Source organism: Microlunatus sp. YIM B11417 (assembly GCF_059617205.1).
This window is the reverse complement of sequence record NZ_JCAMPJ010000001.1, coordinates 1650785-1673401: the sequence shown is the minus strand read 5'-3', so window position 1 is coordinate 1673401 and position 22617 is coordinate 1650785. Positions and strand designations below refer to the sequence as shown.

Genomic DNA, 22617 nt, shown 5'->3' with positions numbered 1-22617 from the left:
GCTCAGTCGAGCAGATCCCGTACCACGGCGTCGGCCAGCAACCGGCCGCGCAGGGTCAGCACCAGCCGGCCGTCGGTGATCATGATCAAGCCGCGATCCACCAGGTCCGCGACCCGGCTCGACTCGGACTCGGTCAGCGCGTCCGGGTCGAGCCCGTCGGCCAGCCGGAGTTCGAGCAGCACCCGCTCCACCCGGCGATCACGATCGTCGAGCAGCTCGCGGGCCTGGGCCGGCGACTCCCCTGCCGCCAGCCGGCCGGTGTAGGCCGCCGGGTGCCGAACGTTCCACCACCGGACGCCGCCGACGTGACTGTGCGCGCCGGGCCCGACACCCCACCAGTGATCACCGCGCCAGTAGCCGATGTTGTGCCGGCACCGGTGCTCTGGCCCACGAGCCCAGTTGCTGATCTCGTACGCGGACAGACCGGCACCGGTCAGCAGCTCCTCGGCCAGCAGGTATTTGTCGGCAAGATCATCGTCGTCGGGCTGGGCGATCTCGCCGCGCCGGATCCGGTTCGCCAGCCGGGTCCCGGACTCCACGATCAGGGCGTACGCGCTCACATGATCGGGTTCGGCGGCCAGCGCGGTCTCCAGGCTGGTCCGCCAGTCGGCCAGGCTCTCCCCCGGCGTGCCGAAGATCAGATCGAGACTGATGTCGTCGAAGCCGGCCGCCCGCGCCTCGGCCACCGCCCGGCCGGCCCGCCCCGGGGAATGGACCCGGTCCAGGGTGGCCAGCACCCGTTCGACGGCCGACTGCATGCCGAACGAGATCCGGTTGAAGCCGCCCGCCCGCAGCCGTTCCAGCCCGTCCGGGCCGATCGACTCCGGGTTGGACTCGGTAGTGATCTCGGCGTCCGGGAGCAGGCCGAACCGGTCCTCGATCGCGGTGATCATCGTGATCAAGGATTCGGGCGGCAGCAGGGTCGGCGTGCCGCCGCCGACGAAGATCGTGCCGACCGGCGGAGCGGCGGCGCCGAGCACCCGGCCGGCCAACTCGATCTCGGCCAGCATCGCGGCCAGGTAGCTGTCCTGACCCGTGCCGGGCGCCGAGCCGAGCTCGGCAGACGTGTAGGTGTTGAAGTCGCAGTAGCCGCACCGCGTCGTGCAGTACGGGACGTGCAGATAGAACCCGAGCGGCCGCCGGCCCACCTCGGCCCGGGCGGGGCCGGGCAGCGACCCGTCGGCCGGCGCCGGCGTCCCGTCAGGAGGTTGCGACGGCACCGGACCAGGACCTGATCATGATCATGGCAGCTCGAACGGCAACGGCATGCCGTCCAGCGCCCGGCGGCAGGGGCAGGTCGCCTCGGCGTCCGTCTCCGCGGCCGGCAGCCGTTCGATCACCCGGCGCAGCAGCTGCTTCAGCCGGTCGATGTTCTCGCCGAAGATCTTCAGCACCTCGGCATGGCTCACCGCGGTGGCCTGGTCGACCCCGGCGTCGTGATCGGTGATCACCGCGACGGTCGTGTAGCAGAGCGCCAGTTCACGCGCGATCGACGCCTCCGGCATCCCGGTCATCCCGATCACGGTGCCGCCGAGGGCGGTGTGCCAGTGCGACTCGGCCCGACTGGAGAACCGCGGTCCGTTGACCACGACCAGCGTCCCGCCGTCGATCGGCACCCCGGTGTCGGCCCCGGCCGAGTCGAGCACCACCTGCCGGCCGCGCGGACAATACGGGTCGGCGAAACTGACGTGCACCACCGGGCCCTCGCTGTCGTACACGGTGTGCGCGCGGCCCCAGGTCCGGTCGATCACCTGGTCGGGCAGCACCAGCGTGCCGGGCCCGTACTCCTCCCGGAGCGAGCCGACCGCGCACGGGCCGAGCACCTGCCGCACCCCGACCGAGCGCAGCGCCCACAGGTTGGCCCGGTAGTTCACCCGGTGCGGCGGATGCTGGTGCTGCTCGCCGTGCCGGGGCAGGAACGCGACCCGCCGCCCGGCCACCTCACCGATCGCCAGGTCGGCGCTGGGCGCCCCGAACGGCGTCTCCACCGCGACCCGTTCCGGCTCGTCCAGGAAGGTGTAGAACCCCGAACCTCCGATGATCCCGATCTCAGCCGTTGCCGTCACGGGACCAAGGGTAGAGGCCGGGCCGAGCTGTCCGGTGGGTGACCGGTGCAGGCCCTGTCGCCGGCGCCTCGGGTCCGCCCAGAATCGCGGTACGGAGGGAGGACGGATGGGACCGAACGACCGCAATCGTGCCCGCTACCAGCGGCTGGCCGCGGTGTACGACCTGGCCGCCGCGCTGCCGCTGGTGGCCGGGCCGCGCCGGCGGCTGTTCGCCCGCGCCGCCATCCGGCCAGGCCAACGGGTTCTGCTGGTCGGCGTCGGGACCGGACTGGATCTGCTGCACCTGCCGGCTGGTGCGGAGGTGAGCGGGGGCGACCTGTCGCCGGCGATGCTGGCGCGGGCCAGGGCCCGGTGCGCGGACGCGAGGCTGCTGGAGATGAACGCCGAGGCCCTCGCCTTCCCCGACGACTCGTTCGACGTCGTCGTCCTCAGCTACGTACTGAGCGTCGTCGAGGATCCCACCCGGGCCGTCGCCGAGGCCGCCCGTGTGATCAACGCCGGAGGCAGCCTCTGGATCCTGGGCCGGTTCTTCGAGGCCCCGCCCGGACCGGTGCGCCGCGCGGCCAGCAGGGTCCTGACCGCGGTCGGCGGCGCCAGCCTGACCCGGTCCCTGACCGCCGCCATCGGCGACTCCTCGTTGCGGGTCAGTCACCGGGAGGCCGCAGGACCGCTGGCCGACATCATCGAGCTCAGGGGACCCGCAGGGACTTCTCCATGATCACGATCGGTACTTCGATCGGCGTGTCCCGGCGCTCGACGACCCGGTAGCCGCGGCCGCGGTAGAAGGCGATGTTCTCCTTGCTGGCCACGGCGGTGAACAGCCGGGCGACCGTACGATCCCGCGGCGCGGCAGCCTCGATCGCGGCCAGCAGCCGACTGCCGACACCCCGCCCGGTCAGGTCCGGCGCGACGATCAGCCGGCCGATCGTCCACGCCCCGTGCTCGCCGCGGGCACCGATCACGCCGCCGGCGAGCCTCCCGCTCAGGCGCGCGACCAGCACGGTGTCGGTGTCGATGGCGGCGTTGATCACCTCGATCCCCTCGGTCAGCGGCGGCAGGTCCAGCGAACCGCAGCGCTGCCCTTCGGTCAGGAACGCGGCCCGCTGCAGGGTCAGCAGTTCGCCGGCGTCGGTCCGGACCGCGGGCCGGACCTCGAGCTCGCCGGTCCGTTCGGCGTCCGGCAACAGCTCCGGCCGGCGCCGCCGAGTCAGCTCGACGGCCCGTTCCCGGCGCCAGGCGGTGATCCGGCCGTGGTGGCCGGACAGCAGCACCTCCGGCACCTCCAGCCCGCGCCAGGCGGCCGGCTTGGTGTAGACCGGGTACTCCAGGAGTTGATCATGGTCGGCGGAGTGGGACTCCTCGGCCAGCGATGCGGGGTTGCCGATCACGCCCGGAATCAGCCGGGCGAACGCCTCGATGATCACCAGCGCTGCTGCCTCGCCGCCGTTCAGGACGTAGTCGCCGATGCTGACCTCGTCCACCCGCATCCGGGTCGCGGCGTGTTCGGCGACCCGGGCGTCGATCCCCTCGTAGCGGCCGCAGGCGATGATCACCCGCTGCTCGGCGGCCAGTTCCGCGGCCAGCCGTTGGTCGAAGCGCCGCCCGGACGGCGACATGATCAACAACCGGGCGTCCGTGTCGGCCGGCACCAGGTCGTCCAGCGCCTCTCCCCACGGCTCCGGGCGCATCACCATGCCGGCACCGCCGCCGTACGGGGTGTCGTCGACGGTCCGGTGCCGGTCGTGGGTCCAGTCCCGCAGATCGTGCACCGCGAGGTCGATCAGTCCGGTCTCGATCGCCTTGCCGACCAGGGAGAGCCTCAGTGGTGCCAGGTAGTCGGGGAAGATCGAGACGACGTCGATCCGCATCAGTCGCCAACCCCGTCAGACGATGGAGTCTCGGCGGCCAGCAGCCCGGGCACGTCGGCCAGCCGGAGCAGACCTTGATCGAGATCGACCTCGGGCACCAGCTCGGAGACGAACGGCACCAGCGCCTCGCCGCCAGCGGTGTCGATCTCCAGCAGGTCCTGGGCGGGCAGATGGGCCACGCCGGTGACCCGGCCGACCTCGGTGCCGGTGGCGTCGAGCACCCGCAGCCCGACCAACTGCCGGTCGTAGAACTCCTCCGGCTGGTCCGGCCGTTCCGCCGGATCCACGTCGACGACCAGCCGGACGCCGCGCAGCGCCTCCGCGGCGTTGCGGTCGTCGATCTCACTGAACCGGACCAGCAGCCGGCCGCTGTGATCACGCGCCGTGACGACCGTCAGCCGGCGCGGGCTGCCCTCGATGCGGACAGCCCGGCCGGCTGCGAAACGTACCTCTGGCTCGTCGGTGCGCGGCTCGACCGCGACATCGCCACGGATTCCGTGGGCCCGGCCGACGACGCCGACCAGGACCTCAACCGACACGGTTGTGGATCCGTACGTCAGCGACGACCGCGGCGGCGATCTCCGGAGCGGCGGTCGTTGCGGTCGACGTCGACGAAGTCGACCCGAACCTGCTCGCGACCGGCCAGGGCCGTGATCACGGTCCGCAGCGCGGTGGCGGTCCGCCCCGACCGGCCGATCACCTTGCCGATGTCGTCGGGATGGACCCGCACCTCGAGCAACCGCCCGCGCCGCAGGTCCTTGTCCCGCACCCGGACGTCGTCGGGCACCGTCACGATGCCGCGGACCAGGTGCTCCAGCGCCTCAGACAGCACGATCAGGCCTGATCGCCGGACTCGGCGTCGGCCGGAGCGGCGTCGCCGCCGTCAGCCTCGGCGTCGGCCTTCTTGGCCGGCTTCTCCGTCGTGATGGCCTTGTTCTTCGGCTCGTCCCCGGCCTCGGCCAGCGCGGCGTTGAACGCGTCGAGCTTGTTGGTCCGGGTCTTCTGCGGCTCGATCCCCGACGGCGAGGTGTCGCCGGAGTACTTCTGCCAGTCACCGCTGCGCTTGAGGATGGCGATGACGGCCTCGGTCGGCTGGGCGCCGACGGACAGCCAGTACTGGGCCCGCTCCGAGTTGACCTCGATCAGCGACGGGTCGTTCTTCGGGTGGTACTTGCCGATCTCCTCGATCGCCCGACCGTCACGCTTGGTGCGGGAGTCGGCGACGACGATGCGGTAGTGCGGCGAGCGGATCTTGCCGAGCCGCTTCAGGCGAATCTTGACAGCCACGTGAGTGGTAACTCCTTGGAAATCATGTGTGGGTGAGGACACCGCCCGTGTGGGGCACTCCGAACCGCGGCCTCGGCTGGGACCCGACTGCGGGCACGATGAGAGGGCGTGCCCGAGCAGGACCAGCGCATAGTTTGCCAGAGTCACGCCCCACAACGCGAACTCACCGCGCGACTAGCCTCACGCCATGAACGAACTGCGAGACCGGCTGCAGGACGCGCTGCGTGCCGCCTTGAAGGAACGGGACCGAGTCGCGGCGCGGGCGATCCGGACCGCGCTGGCGGCGATCGGGAACGCCGAGGCCGTCGATCCGGCCGGCCACACGGCGGCCGAGGTGGCCCGGCGCGAACTCGGCGCCGACGATCTGGTGGCGATCGTCGGCGCCGAGGTCAGCGAGCGGCGGCGGGCCGCCGCGGCGTACGAAGAGTCGGGCCGGACCGAGCACGCCGGCGAACTCCACCGGGAGGCCGACGTGCTCGACCGGATCCTGAGCGGTCGCGACTAGCGGTCGCGTCCCCAGCCGTTGCCCCGGCCGTTCGAGGACGTGGAGGCCGTGATCAGTTCGGCGTCGTTGGCCGCGAGGGCCTCCTCGACCGGCTGGAAGTAGCCGACGTTCGGCTCGCCGACCTTCTCGCCGCAGACCAGGTCCTGGCCCTGCTGGTAGAGCATCCCGCCGCTGGTCAGACCCTGGGCGACGCTGCCGCTGACGTTCGCGCCGCCGGAGTCGCCCTGCTCGACGCAGGCGGTGTGCTGGGTCAGGCCGGAGACGATGTCGCCGTTGCCGTAGTTGACGGTCTCGTCGTGCGACTCGATCTCGCCACAGGTCCAGTCGGTGGTCCGGCCGCTCTTGCAGACCGCACTGCCGACCGCACCGAGGCCGGCCTCGGTGACGTCCTGGTACGAGCCGTCGTAGGTGTCCACGGCACCCTGCTGGGTCCAGGCGCTGGAGACGTCGACGGCCGCGTAGTCGTTCTCCGGGAAGCTGTACGAACGCGTCGCGCCGATCTCCACGCCGTCCCGGGAGAACGTCGGCTCGTCGGCACCGCAGTGGCCCGCGGTGAGCAGGATCGCGTCACCGGACGAGGTCTTGGCGTTGAACCCGGCCGAGCAGACGTAGCCGTTGGACATCTCGATCTGCTGCCCGCCGTAGAGGTCGGCGGTCGGCCGGACCGCGCCGGCCACCTTCTCGACGGTCACGGTCACGCCGAGCTTGCGAGCCTTGGCCAGGAAGGCCTCGGTCGCCTTGTCGTCGGCGCCCTCGACGGTCCTGACCAGCAGGCTGTTGGACCGCACGTCGGCCCGCCAGGACTGCACGTCGCCGGCCCCCTCGGACCGCGCGAACGCGTCCAGCGCCTTGCGCTGCTCGGCCAGTTCGGACAGCGAATGCTTGACCTGGCGCACCTCGGCACCGGACGCGCGAACCACCGCGGCCGCCTCCGAGCTGGTCACCGCGACGACGAGCTTTCCCGAGCCCGCGTCGATCCAGGACCCGGCACTGACGTCCGGACCGAGCTTGGCCTCGAGATCGACGGCCAGCACCGACAGCCTGGCCTGCACCGACAGCAGGTTCTCGGCATCGTCCGTCGACAGCCCGAGTGCACGGGCCAACGCTTGTAACTGGGAATCCGGGATTCCCTTGTCGGGTTGAGCGGTCGCCGCAGTGGCCGTACCGAACATCAGCGCGAGCCCGGCCAGCAGGGCGAGCAACGGCCTCAGAGCACGGGTCGTTCCCCGATCAGACATGACTTCCTCTCGATCGATTTCCCCGATGGGCACACCCCCGACCTGACCGAGAGCCAGCCTTCCCCTGAGCAAAATCGCTTGAGTAAATCGCCGTTGACGCTAACGAACCTTCGACGGGGAGGTCAAGGGCTCACCCTTCGCCCGGCGAACCGGGTAGGTCTCCTCCACCGAGTTGCGTTCGCTGAACCTGTCGTTACTATTCTGTTATCCGCAAGGGGTGTCGCACCTGTGCCCACCCACCCGCAGACCCGCTGGAGAATCGTGCGCAAAGTTGTTCCTGCAGTCGTGATCGCTGGCCTTCTCGCCGCTGGTGGCCTCGGCTACGGCGGATATGTCGCGGCCGCCGACGATGTCAATCTCTCGGTCGACGGGCAGTCAACCCGCTTCACGACCCATGCCGGGACCGTGGCCGACGTGCTGCGCGACCAGGGCATCGCGGTCAACGACCGGGACGACGTGCAGCCGTCGCTGACCGCGGAGGTCGCCGGTCCGACCACGATCACGGTGAACTTCGCCCGTCAGCTGACGATCACGGTCGACGGCAAGAAGGACAGCTACTGGACCACGGCACGCAGCGTGGACGAGGCCCTGCAGGAGATGAACATCCCCGCCACGGCCAAGCTGTCCACCTCGCGCGGCGCCAAGATCAGCCGGGACGGCATCCACATCAAGGTGGACACCTCCAAGTCCGCGACGATCGTCGCCGGCGGCAAGACCTTCAAGATCACCTCGACCGGGCGGACCATCGCCGACGCGCTCAAGCAGGCCAAGGTCGCCTACGACAAGGATGATCAGGTCTCGCCGAAGCCTTCCTCGGCCCTGCGCGACAAGGCCAAGATCGTGGTCAAGATCGTCGAGGTGAAGAAGGCGACCAAGAAGCTCGAGCACGAGTACAAGACGATCGAGAAGAAGACCGACTCGCTCGAGAAGGGCGAGACGAAGACCGACACCAGCGGCATCACCGGGATCACCGAAGAGGTCTGGGAGTACGTCTACGTCGACGGCAAGCAGACCGAGAAGCGGAAGCTCTCCTCGAAGGTGATCAAGAAGAAGCGGGACAAGATCGTTCTGGTCGGCACCAAGGAGCCGAAGCAGGACGACAGCGACAACAACGACGACTCGGGTAACGACGACTCGGGCGATTCGGGCGGCTCCAGCAACGACGACGAGCCGAAGAACGACGAGGCCTCCGGCGATTCGGGCACCTGCAAGGCGTCCTACTACTGGCAGGGCCAGATGACCGCGAACGGCGAGCAGTTCAACACGAACGACTTCACCGCGGCGCACAAGTCGCTGCCGTTCAACAGCCGGGTCAAGGTGACCAATCTCAACAACGGCAAGAGCACCGTCGTCCGGATCAACGACCGCGGCCCGTACATCTCCGGCCGCTGCCTCGACCTCTCCCGGGCCGCGATGCAGGCCATCGGCGGCACCGGTGCGGGCGTCGTCCCGGTCAAGTACAAGGTGCTCTGAGCGGCCGGGCGAGACGGGACAACGGTGTCCAGGCCCCTGATAGGTGCCAGACGGTCGTTCGAAGGCGATGATGGTGCACATGGTCGCTACGCCGAGCCGACTTGATCGGATCACCGTGAATCCGGAGGTCTCCCATGGGAAGCCGACGATCCGCGGCATGCGGATTCGCGTGCAGGACGTGCTCGAACTACTCGCGTCCGGGATGACCTACGAGGGGATCCTCGCCGACTACGACGAACTCGAGCGCGATGACATCCTCGCCGTCCTGGAGTTCGCCGCACTCCACTCCGCAGCTCGCATCCACAGGTTCGTCGCCTGAAAGCCGAGCCCTCGACCGCGCTTCCCGCCGTGTCAGCCTTCCTCATCGACCAACAGTTGCCGTCACGGCTCGCAGTGCACCTGAGCAGCCATGGTCACGACGCTCGCCACGTCAAGCAGTACCCACGCGGAACGGTCCTCGCCGACATCGAGATCGCGGCGATCGCGGATCGCGAGAACAGAATCGTTGTGACCAAGGACGACGATTTTCGAGTCCTGCACCTGACCAGGCGGCAGCCGGCCCGCTCCTGATCGTCACGTGCGGCAACATCGCGACCCCGGACCTGCTCGCGCTGTTCGATCGCCATGACGCCGACCTGACAGCTGCGGTCGTTGAGTACCGATTCGTCGAACTTCATCGTGACGGCGTCTTCATCCACGACCCGAGCTGACCAGTAGGTCGCGCCCAGCCGGAAATCGGGTGCCAGGTCGCCCAGCCAACGGAACAATCGGGCGGCATGGAGCGGGATGAGATCACGGCGGACCTGGCGGCTCGACTGGTGGCCGAGCAGTTTCCGCAATGGGCAGGACTGCCCGTCGTGCCGGTCGGCCTGAGCGGCTGGGACGACTCGACCTTCCGGCTCGGTGACGCGTTGTCGATCAGGCTGCCGAACGGCGGCGGCTACGCGACGGCCGTGCCGAAGGAACACCGTTGGCTGCCGGTGCTGGCTCCGCGGTTGCCGCGGCCGATCCCCCGCCCGGTCGCGGCCGGTCGCCCGGGCTGTGGCTATCCCTGGCCGTGGACGATCAACCACTGGCTGGCCGGGGCGCCGGCCGGTCGGGCTCCGATCGCCGACGAGCTCGGGTTCGCCGACGACCTGGCGGACTTCCTGATCGCGCTGACGGGGATCGATCCCACCGACGGGCCGCCGCCGGAGCCGGGCAACGGTCATCGCGGCGGGCCGCTCGCGATCTACGACGACGAGGAGATCCCGGAGGCGACGGCCATGATCGCGGACCGGTTCGATCCGAGGGCCGTGAACCAGGTGTGGCGGCGGGCGCTGTCCAGCACCTGGGACCGGCCGCCGGCCTGGGTGCACGGCGACCTCGTCGGCGCCAACCTGCTCGTCGCCGACGGAAGGCTGAGCGCGGTGATCGACTTCGGCTGCTTCGCGGTCGGCGATCCCGCCTGCGACCTGGCGATCACGTGGTCGTTCTTCGCCGATCCCGGCGCCGCACGGTTCCGGGCCCGGCTCCCGTTCGACGACGACACCTGGGCACGCGGCCGCGGCTGGGCCTTGTGGAAGGCGTTGATCACGATCCGGCGGGCCCGGCTGGCCGGCGGCGACGAGTACGACGACGCCCGCCGCTTCGGCTGGCGGCACGATCCGTACCGGGTGATCGAGAACGTCCTGGCGGACCACCGCCGATCATGATCAGGCCGGCGGCAGCTGTACCAGCGCCTGCACCGGCAGATGGTCGGACGGGTAGCGACCATCCTTGCGGTAGCTGTTGATCGCGGCCTTGCGGACCCGGACCTCGGTGCTGCCGAGGATCCAGTCGATCCGGTTGCCGCCCTCGACCAGCTCCCGGTAGCCGGCGAACGTGTTCCACTCCGGGGTCAGCCGCTTCTCCGCCGCGTCCCAACTGTCGATCAGCTCGCCGCTGTCCACCAGCGTCGCGTAGGCGCCGGAGTTGTGCGAGGAGGAGTTGAAGTCGCCGGTGACGATCATCGGCAGGCCGGCCAGCCCGCCGTTGATCAACTCGACCATCGCCTTCGCGCTGTTCAGCCGGGCCGGCTCGGACTGGTGGTCGAAGTGGGTGTTGATCATGGCGAACTCCTTGCCGGAGTGGAGATCACGAACCCGGGCCCAGGTGACGATCCGGGTCACCGTGTTGCCCCAGGTGGCCGAGCCGATCACCTTCGGCGTGTCCGACAGCCAGAACTGGTCCCACTCGAGAACCTCGAGCCGGACCGGGTCGTAGAAGATCCCGGAGTACTCGTCGTGGCTGCCACCCTGGCGTCCGTACCCGATCAGCCGGTGCTTCGGCAGCGCCTGATCGACCGCCGCCAGCTGCCCGTAGAGCACCTCCTGGACGCCGAGCAGCGTCGGCTGCTCCAGTTCAAGCAGTTCGATCATGATCGGGCGGCGGTCCGGCCAGTGGTCGGGGTCGCCCAGCTGCGTGACGCCGGACCGGTCGTAGCGGATGTTGAAGGTCATCAGGTGCAGCTGGGTCCGGCTCGCCTCGCCGATCAGCGGCCGCCGCCCGGCCGCCTCCGCCCGGGCCGTTCCGGTCGCCGCGGCCAGGCCGGCCGCGACGCCCGCTCCGGCGATCAAGGTACGACGGGAGATCAAGGACATGGCACCCCTCCGAGTCGATGCGTTCGGCTCGGAACGCTAGGAAGGGCAGGCGGAGATCAGGTGACGACCGATCGGCGGCCCGCAGAATGCTGCGCGGGCAACCGGGTCAGTTGGTGATCAAGTCAGCTGGTGATGTCCTTGCGGAGGAACCACCAGAAGGCGAAGCCGAAGCCGATGATCGCGTAGCCGATCGACCAGAGCGCGCCGGTGGCCATCCGGGAGAAGTCGATGGCCGGGGCGAGCGCCGTGGCCCAGGCGAACGCGAAGTGTCCGGGCAGCCCGTCCGCGATCGGGCCGAGGGCCGGGATCGAGTCGAGGATCGCGGAGACGATCATGACCAGGACCGCCCCGCCGACGGCGGCCAGCGGCGCGTCGGTGAGCACCCCGAACGCAAACGAGAGCGCACCGACCACGGACAGGTTGAGGATCAGGTAGACGATGATGATCGGCAGCCGGAGCAGGAACTCGCCGAGGACGAGTTGATCACCGGTCGGCGACAGGTACGAGTTCCAGCCGTACGCAAAGCCGCCCACCAGCAACGTCCAGACCGGCAGGACGATCATGGCCGCCACGGCCGACAGCCCGGCGATGATCAGTTTGCTGCCGAGCAGCCGGGCCCGCGGCACCGGTGCGCTGAGCAGGTAGCGCAGGGTCCCCCAGGCCGCCTCGGACGGCACCGTGTCGCCGAAGAACAGGGCCACCACGATGATCAACAGGAAGCCGGTCGCCGCGTACAGGGCGAAGACGGTGAGATTCGGTCCGCCGTACTGGGCCAGGTCGACGAACGTCGGCCCCGTCCCGTCCGACGGCCCGCCGAGCGCAAACGCGCCGATCAGCACCAATGGCAACGCCAGCAGCACGGCCAGGATGCCGATCGTGCGCCGCCGGCCCAGCTGACGCCGCAACTCGGCCCGCAGCGGCAGCGCCGCGGTCACGGCGCCGGTCTCCGGTCGGGTCTCGTCGGGTGCCACCACATGATCAGCGTAACCGGCGACAAATCGCCGTCGCTCGTCGTACGATCGGCGCAGCCCAACGGAGGGAGTTCGATGCAGACTCGTCGCGCCGTGCTGCAGGGTGGGCTCGGGATCGCCGCAACCGCCGTCATCGGCAGCGCCGCATCCACCGCCCACGCAGCACCCAGCCCCACATTTCCCTGGATCATCGACTGCGACGGCTGGGGTGCCCGGCCGCCGTCAGGTGCGCTGCCGCTCAGCGCGATCGCCACGAACAAGATCATCCTGCACCACATGGCGTTCCCGAACGTCACGGACTATTCGCGCGAGCAGGCGATCAAGCTGGCCAAGGACTGCCAGGACCTGCACATGGACGGCAACGGCTGGTCCGACACCGGTCAGCACTTCACGATCAGCCGCGGCGGGTACGTCCTCGAGGGCCGGCACGGCAGCCTCGCCCAGCTGGACACGGGCGGCAACCAGGTGATCTCGGCCCACTGCCCCGGCGAGAACGGCCGCGCGATCGGGATCGAGAACGAGGGCACCTACATCACCGAACTGCCGCCGGACGCGCTGCAGGAATCGCTGGTCCGGCTCTGCGTCGCCGTCTGCGAGCAGTACGGCCTGCACGCCTGGGACATCTTCGGCCACTGGGACTTCCGGCACACGCAGTGTCCCGGCATCGCGTTCTACGGGATCTTCCCGAAGCTCCGCCGCACGATCGCCCGCAAGCTCGGCGAGGCGAGCATGGACGAGGAGCGGCGCTGGCCGGACCTGTGGCGGTTCGTCAACAGCCCGTCGGTGATCACCGTGCAGTACCTGCTCAACGTCCAGGGCTACCCGCTCAAGCCGGACGGCGCGTTCGGCCCGGCGACGGTGGCCGCGGTGCAGGACTGGCAGGCCCGCAACCAGATCCCGGTCGACGTCGACGCGACGCTGACCCCGCCCACCTGGCGGTCGCTGGTCGAGCCGGTGCCGGTCCGGCTCGGCGATTCCGGCCCGGCGGTCTCGGCGATCCAGACCATGCTCGCCACGAAGGGCTTCGGGACCACGGTCACCGGCGCCTTCGACGGTGTCACCGACGTCGCGGTACGCAAGCTGCAGCGACTGCACCGGCTGCCGGCCGACGGCGTGATGTCGCCGTCGACCTGGTGCGCGCTGGTCGGCGGGATCGTCCGCGAGTCGTTCCGCTGACCTAGGGTGTGCTGCGGGTCCCGGCCCGCAGCACCGGGGTCCTGAGCAGCAGCCAGGACACCGGCGCGGTCAAGATCAACAGGAACAGGGCGTAGAAGCCGATCGACGGCGCGGCGACGGCGACCACCAGGGCCAGCGTGTAGAGCAGGGCCTGCGACCAGAAGACCGCCAGGAAGCCGCGCCGCGGCGCCGCCAGGCCGGCCCGGCGCCGGTTCCTGATCTCCAGCGCGGTGATCAGCAACAGCAGCCACGAGCAGGCGGCCAGGTTGCCGATGTAGACCGCGAGCAGCAGCCTGTCGGTCTCGAACAGGCCGATCATGGCCGTGGTCAAGGGCATCAGCACGATGGTCACCATCCAGGCGAAGTTGGCCGCCGTGCGCGCGCCCGAACTCGGGGTGTCGGACCGGAACACCCGGTGGTGCAGCGCCCAGAAGACCGCGATCAGGACGAAGCTGAGCAGGAACGTGACCAGCTGCCAGCCGTTCTCGCTCAGGTAGTCGCCCGCGGTCGGGCTCTCGCCCGCCTCGCCGTGCTCGCGCGCCTGCCGGACCACCTCGGTGGCCGCCTCCAGCAGCGGCAAGATCAACAACGTCATGGCGATCGCGACCACCGCGTCGGTGAACGCCTCGAGACGTCCGCTCCGCGCCGGTGGGAAGTCCGGCCGTTCCGGTTCCGACTCGGCCACCCGTCTCCTCCGCTCCTCGCTGTCCCGGGCCTGTGCTGCACAGCGCCGTGAGGACCCTACTCCGAGCGGCACGGGTTCCGGGCGGGTTCAGCCGAGTTCGACGTAGGCGATCGTGGCGTCGTCGTTGATCTTCGAGCGGGGCCGGCGGGTCCGGTCGGCGTCGGCGGCCTCGAGGTCCCGGACCTGGTTCAGCACGGCCTCCGGTCCGTCGCCGGCGAGCGTCGCGAGCACCCCCGGCCATTCCTGATCATGGAACAGGTCGACGCCGCGGGCCGCGCCGTCGGAGAGCAGGGCGAAGGCGGTGACCTGCTCCCGCGGCCAGGTCCGGATCAGCGCCTCGGCCGCGGCGGCCGGGTCGGCCCCGGCGACCCAGAACCCTCCCGGTCGGTTCCGGTAGGGAGTCATCCAGCCCGAAGCGGGCAGGTGGCCCTCCGCACGGAGCCGGGCGGCCAGTCGGTCCAGCCGGTCGTCGGTGACCGCCGTCGGCCCGTCCGCCGTGTCGACGATCAAGGTCGAGTCGGCGAGGACGAGCGCCTCCAGTCGGTCGGTCAGCCGGGTGACGATCACGGTGGCGGACGGCGAGTTCGGGTGATCGAGATCGCAGGCGCCCTCGTGCAGCGGGCGGACGTCCAGGATCGCCAGCCGCAGCGCTTCCGCGAGCGGCGTCGCCGGATCGGTCGCCCGGTCCAGCAGGGCCGGTCCGAGCCGGCTGACGTACCAGTGCACGCCGTGGTGGCAGCCGGTGCTCAGGTGCTTCGGGATGCCGGCGCCGTCGAGCAGGACGACGACGCCGCCCCGGGTGATCGCGAGGTCCTCGTTGGGCTGGTCCGGAAACGCCGGCAGGGTGGCGATCCGTACCTCCGGGTCCATGATCACTGCTTGAGCGCGCGGACCCGGGCGAGCGTCCAGCCGCCGGAGGCCGAGGACTCGACGCCGACGACGCCGACCAGGTTCTTGCTGTCGTCGATCACCTGGTTCAGCATCGCGACGTGCAGGTCCTGGGTGTAGGCGCCGGTCTCGGCCTGGACCAGGCAGCGGCGCCAGTTGTTCTGCGGCATCAGGCGTCCCGCATTGGTCACCCACATCATGTAGATGGTGCCCTTGATGTATTCAAGATCATCGCGGCAGGCCGGGTAACTGGTGTTCGGACTCTGCAGCAGATAGAGCCCCTTGGGGTACGTCGAGCTCCCGTTCATCGCACCGACGTTGAGGTTCCAGGCCGCCCCGTACTGGGCCGTCGAGCCCTCGACCACGTAGTCCGTGGTGCCGTAGTAGAGATCGGTGACCGAGTCGACCATGCCCATCGTCTTGTAGTAGCTGAACGGCTGCTTGGAGCCGTACCCGATGCCGCCGTTCGGGTCGCTGCCGTCCCAGGCCGCCGACACCAGGGTCATCTGGCCGAGCGTGTTGCCGCGCAGTTGGGTCAGGTCCCAGGTCTCGGTCATGCCGCTGTCCCAGGTGATCACCAGCCGACCGGCATTGTCGGTCCCGGTGAAGGTGTAGTCGCCCTGCCAGGTGCCCGACCGGGACGCCGTGGCGGTGAAGATCGGGCAGCGGTCCACGCCGTTGCACGGTCCGGCGTAACCGATCACGGTCTTCACGCCGGCCACGGTCGGGTCGTACTGGGCGAAGGTCCCGGCGACCCGGCCGCTGGTCGGCGTGCTCGGAGTCATCGAGTAGTTCACATTGCGGACCCAGGGCCCGACGTTGGCGATTCGGCCGAGGTTGGCGGACCAGGTGAGGCGGGTCAGGCCGGTGTCGGCCCGGGCTGGCGTCGGACCGCCGGCAACCGCGAGCACGACCAGCAACACCAGTGCCCCGCAGCTCCGGCCGATCCGGCGGAGGATGTGGCTCGGACGAGTGATCATTCGGCACCTCCAGCACGAAGACGGCTTGGGATGGAGTGATCGTAAGGCGGCCGTGACCTCCGCCACAAGAGCTCCGGACGTCCAGAATTCTGATAGCGGATGGACCGTAATTCGGACCGAAATCAGGCGGTCAGCAACTGCATCAGGTTGCGGGTGACGTGGAACGGATCCTTGACCGGCAGCGCCACGACCTGGTCCAGCGGCCGGCCGGCGCGATCGCGGATCTGGATCCATTCCTCGCCCTGGTCGCCGCCGGGGAACGTCGTGATCAGGTAGTCCCAGACCCGGAGCAGCCAGTCCCGGGACTCCGCGTGGCCGTACCGGCGACTGGCGATCATGGTCGTCGCCGCGGTCTCCGAGTGCACCCACCAGAGCTTGGTGTCCCAGGTGTCGATCAGGCCCCGCTCGTACGGGCTGCCGGAGTCGACGCCCCGCGGCCGGTCCGGAGCATCGGCGTCGACGTAGCGGAGCAGGCCGCCGAACTCCGGGTCCCAGGCGGACGCACAGAGCGCCGGAATCCCGTCCAGCAAGGAATCCCGGTGCCGATGATCATCGAGCAGGTCCATCGCGGCCAGCGCCATCCAGGTCCCCTCGATGGCGTGCCCGGGAACCCGGTGCCGGCCCAGCAGCGCCTCGCCGGAGGCCGGCAGCATCTCGGCGAACGTCCCGTCCGGCAGCCGATGGGTGATCATCAGGTCCAGCGCCTCGGCCAGCCACGCCCGGTACGGCCCGGTGCCGCCGACGGCCTGGTCCGCCTGGGCGGCGGCGAGCAGCACGTTGACCAAGATCATCTTCGGGCCGTAGGCGGTGTAACCGGCCGGGACCGGGTACGGCGGCGTCGGAGCCGTGCCGGCCAGGATGTCGGCCCGGGCCCGGCGCAGCACCGGGTCGGCCAGCTCGAGCCAGGACCGGTCCTGTTCCACCCTGGCCAACTCGGCCAGCCCGAGCACCGCGAAGCAGTCGGCGTAGACGCTACGGTCGGGCTGGTCGCCGCCGCGGCTCTCGGCGAGCGGCCGGCCGTCCTGGGTGGTGGCGTACCAGCAGGTGCCGTCCGGCCGGAGCGCGTGCTCGGCGACGAACCGGGCACCCCGGCGGGCCCACCCGAGCAGATCCTCCGCCGAGCCGGACAGGTCGCCCGCGACGACCCGTTCGGCGGCGTGGGCGAGCAGCCAGACGAACCGCCCCTGGGACCAGGTGAACTTGTCGGTCCCGGTACGGTTCCGGCCGCGATTGTCGAAGCAGGTGTGGAAGCCGCCGAACTCGTGGTCGATCCCGCGGTCCAGCCAGAAGGGCAGGATCACCTGTTCCAGCTGCTGCCGCGCCGTGATCTTGATCTCCGCGATCCGGCCGTCGACGCCGTCAGCCATCCACTCCGCCCTCCCCTGGTGCCCCGCGAGACGGGACCGTCGTTGACCGGGAACGGGCCACACGCTAGTGTCTTCTGCAACCGATTGCAAAGGTATCCAAGGGGACGCCCCTTGAATCCCGGCTCCGCTCCGCGACGGACAGGAGCGCTCTCATTCTGGAAGGGGACTGCCTGATGGACCTCGCCGATTCTCGCCCTCTGGCCGGGGCCGTGGTGATCGAGCCGACCGAGGACGAGGCCGGGCGGCGGGCTGCCGCGGCGGCCGCCGACCTGATCGTCGCGGCCCAGCAGCGGTCCGGCGCGGCGCGGGTGATCTTCGCCAGCGCCCCGTCCCAGGAGGCGATGCTGGCCCATCTCCGGACCGACACCCGGATCGACTGGGCCGCGGTCCGCTCCTTCCACATGGACGACTACCTGGGCCTGGCCCCGGACCACCCGCAGGGCTTCGGCCAGTGGCTGTCGGACCGGCTGCCGAAGGCCGCCCGGCCCGGGCTGCAGCGGATCGACGCCACCGCCGACCCGGACGCGGAGATCGCCCGCTACTCAGGCCTGCTGGCCGAGGCGCCGATCGACGTCACCTGCCTCGGCATCGGGGTGAACGGCCACATCGCGTTCAACGAGCCGGGTGACACCGACTTCGCCGACAGCCGTCTGGTCCGGCGGATCCGGCTGGACGACGTGTCGCGCAAGCAGCAGGTCGACGACGAGCTCTTCGAGACGATCGAGGACGTCCCGGAGTTCGCGCTCACGCTGACCGTACCGGCCCTGACCGGCGCCGCGGCCATGGTCGCGACGGTGATCGGCCCGCACAAGGCCGAGGCGGTACGGGCAGCGCTGGAAGGCCCGCTGACGACGGACTGCCCCGCCAGCGTGCTGCGCACCCACCTGCAGGCTTCGCTCTACCTCGACGCGGGCGCGGCCTCGCGACTGACGCCGGACCGCGGTTGATCAACGACTGATCCAGGAGTACGGATGATCACGATCACCGCCGAACCGCTGGACGAGGCGGCCGGTCCGCGCACGGTGCTCGGCGAGAGCGCCCGCTGGGACGGCGAGGCCTGGTGGTGGGTCGACGCCGACCCCGGGCACGTCTGGACGCGACGACCGGACGGCCCCGCCGAGCCGGTGATCACGGACGGCGGCCGCACCTCGCTGGTCCAGCCGGACGGCGCGGGGGCCGCCCTGGTGGTGCAGGGCACGACCTTGTTCGCCGCCCGTCGTGATCATGATCGAGGCTGGCGGCTGACCCGGTTCGGCGCGGTGGACGTGCCCGACGGCTGGTTGGTCAACGACGGCACCGCCGACGCCGCGGGCCGCCTGTGGATCGGCAGCATCGAACCGGCCCGGACCCCCGGTGCCGGCGAGTTGATCAAGGTCGACCTCGACGGCGTCAGCAGCCGGCAGGCCGGCGGCATCACCCTGTCCAACGGCATGGTCTGGTCGGCCGACGGGACCGAACTGTTCCACGCCGACACCTTCGGCCACGCGATCCTGCGGCACCGGGTCGATCCGGGGTCGGGCACCGTCAGCGAGTCCGGGGTCGCCCTCGAGATCCCGGCCGAGGACGGCCTGCCGGACGGACTGGCCGCCGACCGGGCCGGCGGGCTCTGGGTCGCCCTCTACGGGTCCGGGCAGGTGCGCCGGTACGCGGCGGACGGTACCGTCGACGTCGTGATCACCATCCCCACGCCCCAGGCCACCAGTGTCGAGCTCGGCGGGCCGGACGGCCGCGACGTGCTGATCACCAGTGCCCGGGAGGGGTTCTCGGAGGCCGACTCGGCGGCGGACCCGCTGGCCGGCCGGCTGTTCACCACCCGCTCGCCGTACCCGGGCCGGCTCCGGCCCATGATCATCCTGCCCGCGCCGACCGGTCTCCGCGGATGACCGGAAAGCTCGCCGACCGGGTCGCGTTGATCACCGGAGCCTCGAGGGGCATCGGCGCGGCGACCGCCCGCCGGTTCGCCGCCGAGGGCGCGAAGGTGATCATCGCGCACCAGCCGCACCCGGACCGGACCGCCGAGGCGGAGGCCGTGGCGGCCGAGCTCGGCGACGCCGCCACGCCGCTGGCCGCCGATCTCGCGGACCCGGACGCCGTCGAGCGCCTGGTCGAGCAGTCGGCCGCCCATTGGGGCCGGCTGGACGTCGTCGTCGCCAACGCCGCGTTCGAGACGCACCGGCCCTGGCAGGAGATCACCGTCGAGCAGTGGGACCTGACCCAGGCGGTCAACGTCCGCGGCACCTTCCTGCTGGCCAAGCACGCCCATCCGTACCTGCGCGACTCCGGCCACGGCTCCTTCATCGCCCTGACCTCGATCATGGTCGACCTCGGCATGGTCGGCGCGATGGACTACACCACCAGCAAGGCCGCGATCATCGGGCTGGTCCGTACCCTCGCCCGCGAGGTCGGCCCCGAGGGGATCCGGGTGAACGCGATCATGCCCGGCGCGATCCGGACCGAGAACGAGGTCCGCTGGACCCCGGACGAGGCCGTCGCCGCCGAGCGCATCCTGCCGCACCAAGCCTTGCAGCGCCGCGGCTACTCCGCTGATCTTGCCGGAGCCTTCCTCTTCCTGGCCGGCGACGACAGCGCCTTCGTCACCGGCCAGATCATCACCGTCGACGGCGGCTGGGTGCTCCGCTGACGCAAATCGGTTGACCTCGCCTTCGAGTGCGGCGATCTTGGCCGGCATGGGATCCGATCCGAGGACGTTCCGGCCCCGCTCCGACCTGTCCGACGCCGACACGGCGATCAGGGGCGACGACAGCGGGATCGCCTGGCTTCGCGGCGACGAGGATGCCGCCTGCGACCTCCTGGCCGACCTGGCCGGCACCGGCCGCACCCTGGAGTTCGGGATCGGGGACGGCCGGATCGCCCTGCCGCTGGCCGAGCGTGGGATCGAGGTCGCGGGCGTCGATCTGTATGCGGGGGCGATCGACCGGTTGCGGACCCTGCCGGGCGGCACCGAACTGGACGTCGCGCTCGGGGACATGACGTCGGTGCGGCTGGCGGGCACGTACTCGCTCGTGTACCTCGTCTTCAACACGATCTTCAACCTGCGGACGCAGGACGACCAGGTGCGCTGCTTCGAGAACGCCGCCCGGCACCTCACCGAGGACGGCGCGTTCGTCGTCGAGACCGCCGTCCCGAGCACCTGGACCGACGAGCACGAGTACGTCCGCCCGCGCTGGATCGGCCACGAGGGCGTCGGCCTCAACGTCTGCCGCTACGACCCGTCCACCCAGGTCTTCCTGGAGAACCTGGTCCGGATCTCGGGCGCCGGGATCACGTCGGGCACCGGGGTGTACCGGCTGGCCTGGCCGAGCGAGCTCGACCTGATGGCGCGGCTCGCCGGGCTCCGGCTGAGCGAACGCTGGGCCGGCTGGAACCGGGAACCGTTCGTGGCCGACAGCACGATGCACGTCAGCGTCTACCGGCGCCGCTGACTCCCGCGCCGGCGACCGCCTCGTACCAGGTCCGGGCCAGGGCCGGGTCGTCGCTGGTGGTGCCGTCGATGCCGAGGGCGACCGCTCGCTCCATGTCGGCCGGATCGCGCAGCGGCCAGCCGCGCACCGGGAAGCCGGCGTCGTGCATCGCGTCGACGACTTCGCGGGTCAGGCCCGGCCAGCCGCAGTGGAAGATCTCCGAGCCGGTCCGGCGCAGCAGCGCCGGGATGCCCTCCGGGTACTCGTCGGCGCTCGGGTGGCCGAAGACGATGATGCCGCGCGGGATCCCGGGCATCAGCTCCTTGGCCTGCTCGAGTGCGTCGGCGTGGAAGCTGGTGAAGATCGTTCGGGCGGCCCGGTCCGGATGATCAGCGAAGAACGCCGCCAGCGCCTCGACGCAACCCGGGTCCTTGAGTTCCACCTGCAGCGTGATCTTGGTCGCCGCGTACGCCTCGTCGAGGGTGAGCGCCGGCCGCCCGGAGTCGAGCGTGATCGCACTGACCTCGTCGTACGTCAGCTCGGCGACCGGCGGCAGTCCCCGGCCGCTGTCGTCCAGGGCGACCCGGTCCAGGGTCGCGTCGTGCAGCACGATCAGCATCCCGTCCCGGGTCCGCCGGACGTCCAGCTCGATCTCATCGGCACCGGCGGCTTCGGCCGCGGCGAAGGATTCCAGGCTGTTCTCGGGATGGTGTGCCATCGCCCCGCGATGGCCCGCGATGATCATGGCCGGCGAGTCTACCGGGCGGCTCCGGCGGCCGTGAGGGCGGCATCGAGGCGCTCCAGGACGGCAGCCAACTCGGCTTCGCCGTGTGCCGCCGAGACGTACCAGATCCCGCGCGGCGCGACCCAGATTCCATGATCGACGAGCGTCGGCACCAGGTCCGCATAGCGCTGCAGGTCCAGCCGGGCCAACCCGGCGGCGTCGACGACCGGGTCCGGATCGCCGAACCCGACGTGGAAGGCCATCGGCAGTCCCTGCACCCGCAGCGGCAGGTCATGATCGACACCGAGCTTGCGGATCCCGTCGATCAGCTCGGCGCCGTGCTCCTCGATCGCCTGGTACGGAGCCTCGCGCCGCAACACGGTCAGCGCCGCGGTGACGGCGGCGCAGGCCGGCACCGAGGAGTTGAAGGTGCCGGAGTGATTGACCCCGCCGGCGAACCGGTCCATCAGGTCGGCCCGGCCGGCCAGGGCCGACACCGGCCAGCCGCCCGCCATCGCCTTCCCGTAGACGGCGAGGTCCGGCGTCACCCCGAACCGCTCGGCGGCGCCGCCCAGTGCCAGCCGGAACCCGGTGATCACCTCGTCGAAGATCAACACCGCGCCGTGCTCGGTGCACAGCTCGCGAACCCGTTGCAGATAACCGTCCTGGGGCGGGATCGCGCCGCTGTTGCACATCATCGGCTCCAGGATCACCGCCGCGATCTCGTCGCCGTGCCGGTCGAACGCGTCGGCCAGTGCGGCCGGGTCGTTGAACCCGAGCACGATCGAGTCGTCGAGGTGATGGGCCAACTGCCCCTCACTGGCCGGGCCGGTGACACCGTCGACGGTCTTGATCAACACGTTGTCCAGCCAGCCGTGGTAGTGCCCCTCGAACCGGACGAACCTGGTCCGCCCGGTCGCCGCCCGGGCCAGGCGCAGGGCGGCCTGGTCCGCTTCCGTACCGGAGACGCCGAACCGGACCCGCTCGGCCCAGCCGATGCTGTCCAGGAAGATCTCACCGGCCTCGTTCTCGAGGACGTGCTGGGAGCCGAACACGCCGCCGCGGCGCATCGCCGACCCCACCGCGCCGATCACCTCGTCGTGCGCGTGGCCGAGGAAGTTCGGTCCCTGGCCGAGCAGGTAGTCGACGTAGTCGTTGCCGTCCGCGTCCCACAGCCAGGCACCCTTGCCGTGATCGAAGAAGACCGAGGGGCTGGTCATCCGGACGTTCGAGTGCACGCCGCCGGGCGTCAGCTCGACCGCCCGGGCACGCAGCGCCCGGCTCCGGTCGTCGGTCCGCGAGTTCATGATCTTTCCCTCGATTCCGTCCGCCTGGTTTTCATACAG

The 22617-nt window shown here is 70.5% G+C and carries 26 protein-coding genes; 11 read left to right on the top strand and 15 right to left on the bottom strand.

Translation table 11 applies throughout. The features are described from left to right. Positions 1–2: 2 nt before the first annotated feature. Together hemW and AC6CCG_RS08350 are read right to left on the bottom strand one after the other, a co-directional pair. Positions 3–1220, bottom strand: coding sequence for a radical SAM family heme chaperone HemW (gene hemW, locus AC6CCG_RS08355; RefSeq protein WP_496654029.1), 1218 nt, complete (start codon positions 1218–1220; stop codon positions 3–5). A gap of 21 nt (positions 1221–1241) precedes the next feature. Then, positions 1242–2066, bottom strand: coding sequence for an S-methyl-5'-thioadenosine phosphorylase (locus AC6CCG_RS08350; protein ID WP_496654028.1), 825 nt, complete (start codon positions 2064–2066; stop codon positions 1242–1244). Between the two features lie 106 nt (positions 2067–2172). On the opposite strand from AC6CCG_RS08350, the gene AC6CCG_RS08345 reads away from it, so the two are divergent. After that, entirely contained in the window at positions 2173–2784 is a 612-nt protein-coding gene (locus AC6CCG_RS08345; protein ID WP_496654027.1) for a class I SAM-dependent methyltransferase, read from the top strand. Here the strand turns inward: AC6CCG_RS08345 and trmD are convergent. The 4 genes from trmD to rpsP are packed head-to-tail and all read right to left on the bottom strand — an operon-like array spanning position 2756 to position 5221. Continuing rightward, positions 2756–3934: a tRNA (guanosine(37)-N1)-methyltransferase TrmD gene (gene trmD / locus AC6CCG_RS08340; protein ID WP_496654026.1), complete on the bottom strand. Its 1179-nt coding sequence runs from the start codon at positions 3932–3934 to the stop codon at positions 2756–2758. The genes AC6CCG_RS08345 and trmD overlap by 29 nt on opposite strands. Then, positions 3934–4473: a ribosome maturation factor RimM gene (rimM, locus tag AC6CCG_RS08335; protein ID WP_496654025.1), complete on the bottom strand. Its 540-nt coding sequence runs from the start codon at positions 4471–4473 to the stop codon at positions 3934–3936. The genes trmD and rimM overlap by 1 nt, the downstream gene beginning before the upstream one ends. A gap of 17 nt (positions 4474–4490) precedes the next feature. Then, on the bottom strand, positions 4491–4766 hold the full coding sequence (locus AC6CCG_RS08330) for an RNA-binding protein (protein WP_377491543.1): 276 nt from the start codon (positions 4764–4766) through the stop codon (positions 4491–4493). Between the two features lie 2 nt (positions 4767–4768). After that, the gene (gene rpsP, locus AC6CCG_RS08325; protein ID WP_496654024.1) at positions 4769–5221 is read right to left on the bottom strand and encodes a 30S ribosomal protein S16; all 453 of its coding nucleotides are present in this window, start codon (positions 5219–5221) and stop codon (positions 4769–4771) included. A 187-nt stretch (positions 5222–5408) separates the two neighbouring features. On the opposite strand from rpsP, the gene AC6CCG_RS08320 reads away from it, so the two are divergent. After that, positions 5409–5726, top strand: coding sequence for a GatB/YqeY domain-containing protein (locus tag AC6CCG_RS08320; RefSeq protein ID WP_496654023.1), 318 nt, complete (start codon positions 5409–5411; stop codon positions 5724–5726). Here AC6CCG_RS08320 and AC6CCG_RS08315 read toward each other — a convergent pair. Continuing rightward, positions 5723–6964, bottom strand: coding sequence for a S1 family peptidase (locus AC6CCG_RS08315; protein ID WP_496654022.1), 1242 nt, complete (start codon positions 6962–6964; stop codon positions 5723–5725). The two genes, AC6CCG_RS08320 and AC6CCG_RS08315, sit on opposite strands and share 4 nt — an antisense overlap. Positions 6965–7249: 285 nt before the next feature. Between AC6CCG_RS08315 and AC6CCG_RS08310 the strand changes: the two genes are divergently transcribed. The 4 genes from AC6CCG_RS08310 (at position 7250) to AC6CCG_RS08295 (ending at position 10131) form a co-directional block, all read left to right on the top strand. Next, complete coding sequence (locus AC6CCG_RS08310; protein ID WP_496654021.1) at positions 7250–8437, top strand: septal ring lytic transglycosylase RlpA family protein; 1188 nt, start codon at positions 7250–7252, stop codon at positions 8435–8437. Between the two features lie 67 nt (positions 8438–8504). Further along, entirely contained in the window at positions 8505–8756 is a 252-nt protein-coding gene (locus AC6CCG_RS08305; RefSeq protein WP_496654020.1) for a DUF433 domain-containing protein, read from the top strand. A 29-nt stretch (positions 8757–8785) separates the two neighbouring features. After that, complete coding sequence (locus AC6CCG_RS08300; protein ID WP_496654019.1) at positions 8786–9007, top strand: DUF5615 family PIN-like protein; 222 nt, start codon at positions 8786–8788, stop codon at positions 9005–9007. Positions 9008–9213: 206 nt separating this feature from the next. Then, positions 9214–10131, top strand: a complete 918-nt coding sequence (locus tag AC6CCG_RS08295; protein WP_496654018.1) for an aminoglycoside phosphotransferase family protein — start codon at positions 9214–9216, stop codon at positions 10129–10131. Here AC6CCG_RS08295 and AC6CCG_RS08290 read toward each other — a convergent pair whose 3' ends face one another. Further along, the gene (locus AC6CCG_RS08290; RefSeq protein WP_496654017.1) at positions 10132–11058 is read right to left on the bottom strand and encodes an endonuclease/exonuclease/phosphatase family protein; all 927 of its coding nucleotides are present in this window, start codon (positions 11056–11058) and stop codon (positions 10132–10134) included. 122 nt (positions 11059–11180) lie between these two features. Further along, positions 11181–12032, bottom strand: coding sequence for an ABC transporter permease (locus AC6CCG_RS08285; RefSeq protein ID WP_496654016.1), 852 nt, complete (start codon positions 12030–12032; stop codon positions 11181–11183). Between the two features lie 72 nt (positions 12033–12104). Here AC6CCG_RS08285 and AC6CCG_RS08280 point away from each other — a divergent pair, with 72 nt between their 5' ends. Next, a complete protein-coding gene (locus AC6CCG_RS08280) occupies positions 12105–13205 on the top strand; it encodes a peptidoglycan recognition protein family protein (protein WP_496654015.1) in 1101 nt (366 codons plus the stop codon). Between the two features lies 1 nt (position 13206). Here AC6CCG_RS08280 and AC6CCG_RS08275 read toward each other — a convergent pair whose 3' ends face one another. From AC6CCG_RS08275 to AC6CCG_RS08260, 4 genes are all read right to left on the bottom strand, one after another. Beyond that, positions 13207–13890: a TMEM175 family protein gene (locus AC6CCG_RS08275; protein WP_496654014.1), complete on the bottom strand. Its 684-nt coding sequence runs from the start codon at positions 13888–13890 to the stop codon at positions 13207–13209. An 87-nt stretch (positions 13891–13977) separates the two neighbouring features. Next, positions 13978–14760: a protein phosphatase 2C domain-containing protein gene (locus AC6CCG_RS08270; protein WP_496654013.1), complete on the bottom strand. Its 783-nt coding sequence runs from the start codon at positions 14758–14760 to the stop codon at positions 13978–13980. A 2-nt stretch (positions 14761–14762) separates the two neighbouring features. Then, positions 14763–15758 (bottom strand): hypothetical protein, encoded by a 996-nt coding sequence (locus tag AC6CCG_RS08265; protein ID WP_496654012.1) that lies wholly within the window; start codon positions 15756–15758, stop codon positions 14763–14765. 122 nt (positions 15759–15880) lie between these two features. Next, entirely contained in the window at positions 15881–17125 is a 1245-nt protein-coding gene (locus AC6CCG_RS08260; protein WP_496654011.1) for an AGE family epimerase/isomerase, read from the bottom strand. 173 nt (positions 17126–17298) lie between these two features. Between AC6CCG_RS08260 and AC6CCG_RS08255 the strand changes: the two genes are divergently transcribed. The 4 genes from AC6CCG_RS08255 to AC6CCG_RS08240 are packed head-to-tail and all read left to right on the top strand — an operon-like array spanning position 17299 to position 20568. Then, a complete protein-coding gene (locus tag AC6CCG_RS08255) occupies positions 17299–18072 on the top strand; it encodes a 6-phosphogluconolactonase (protein ID WP_496654010.1) in 774 nt (257 codons plus the stop codon). 24 nt (positions 18073–18096) lie between these two features. Further along, entirely contained in the window at positions 18097–19008 is a 912-nt protein-coding gene (locus AC6CCG_RS08250) for an SMP-30/gluconolactonase/LRE family protein (protein WP_496654009.1), read from the top strand. Further along, on the top strand, positions 19005–19766 hold the full coding sequence (locus tag AC6CCG_RS08245) for an SDR family NAD(P)-dependent oxidoreductase (RefSeq protein WP_496654008.1): 762 nt from the start codon (positions 19005–19007) through the stop codon (positions 19764–19766). Before AC6CCG_RS08250 ends, AC6CCG_RS08245 begins: the two co-directional genes overlap by 4 nt. A 46-nt stretch (positions 19767–19812) precedes the next feature. Next, the gene (locus AC6CCG_RS08240) at positions 19813–20568 is read left to right on the top strand and encodes a class I SAM-dependent methyltransferase (RefSeq protein WP_496654007.1); all 756 of its coding nucleotides are present in this window, start codon (positions 19813–19815) and stop codon (positions 20566–20568) included. Here the strand turns inward: AC6CCG_RS08240 and AC6CCG_RS08235 are convergent. Together AC6CCG_RS08235 and AC6CCG_RS08230 are read right to left on the bottom strand one after the other, a co-directional pair. Next, a complete protein-coding gene (locus AC6CCG_RS08235; RefSeq protein ID WP_496654006.1) occupies positions 20546–21292 on the bottom strand; it encodes a glycerophosphodiester phosphodiesterase in 747 nt (248 codons plus the stop codon). The two genes, AC6CCG_RS08240 and AC6CCG_RS08235, sit on opposite strands and share 23 nt — an antisense overlap. An 11-nt stretch (positions 21293–21303) precedes the next feature. Further along, positions 21304–22578, bottom strand: a complete 1275-nt coding sequence (locus tag AC6CCG_RS08230) for an aspartate aminotransferase family protein (RefSeq protein WP_496654005.1) — start codon at positions 22576–22578, stop codon at positions 21304–21306. Between the last annotated feature and the right edge of the window lie 39 nt (positions 22579–22617).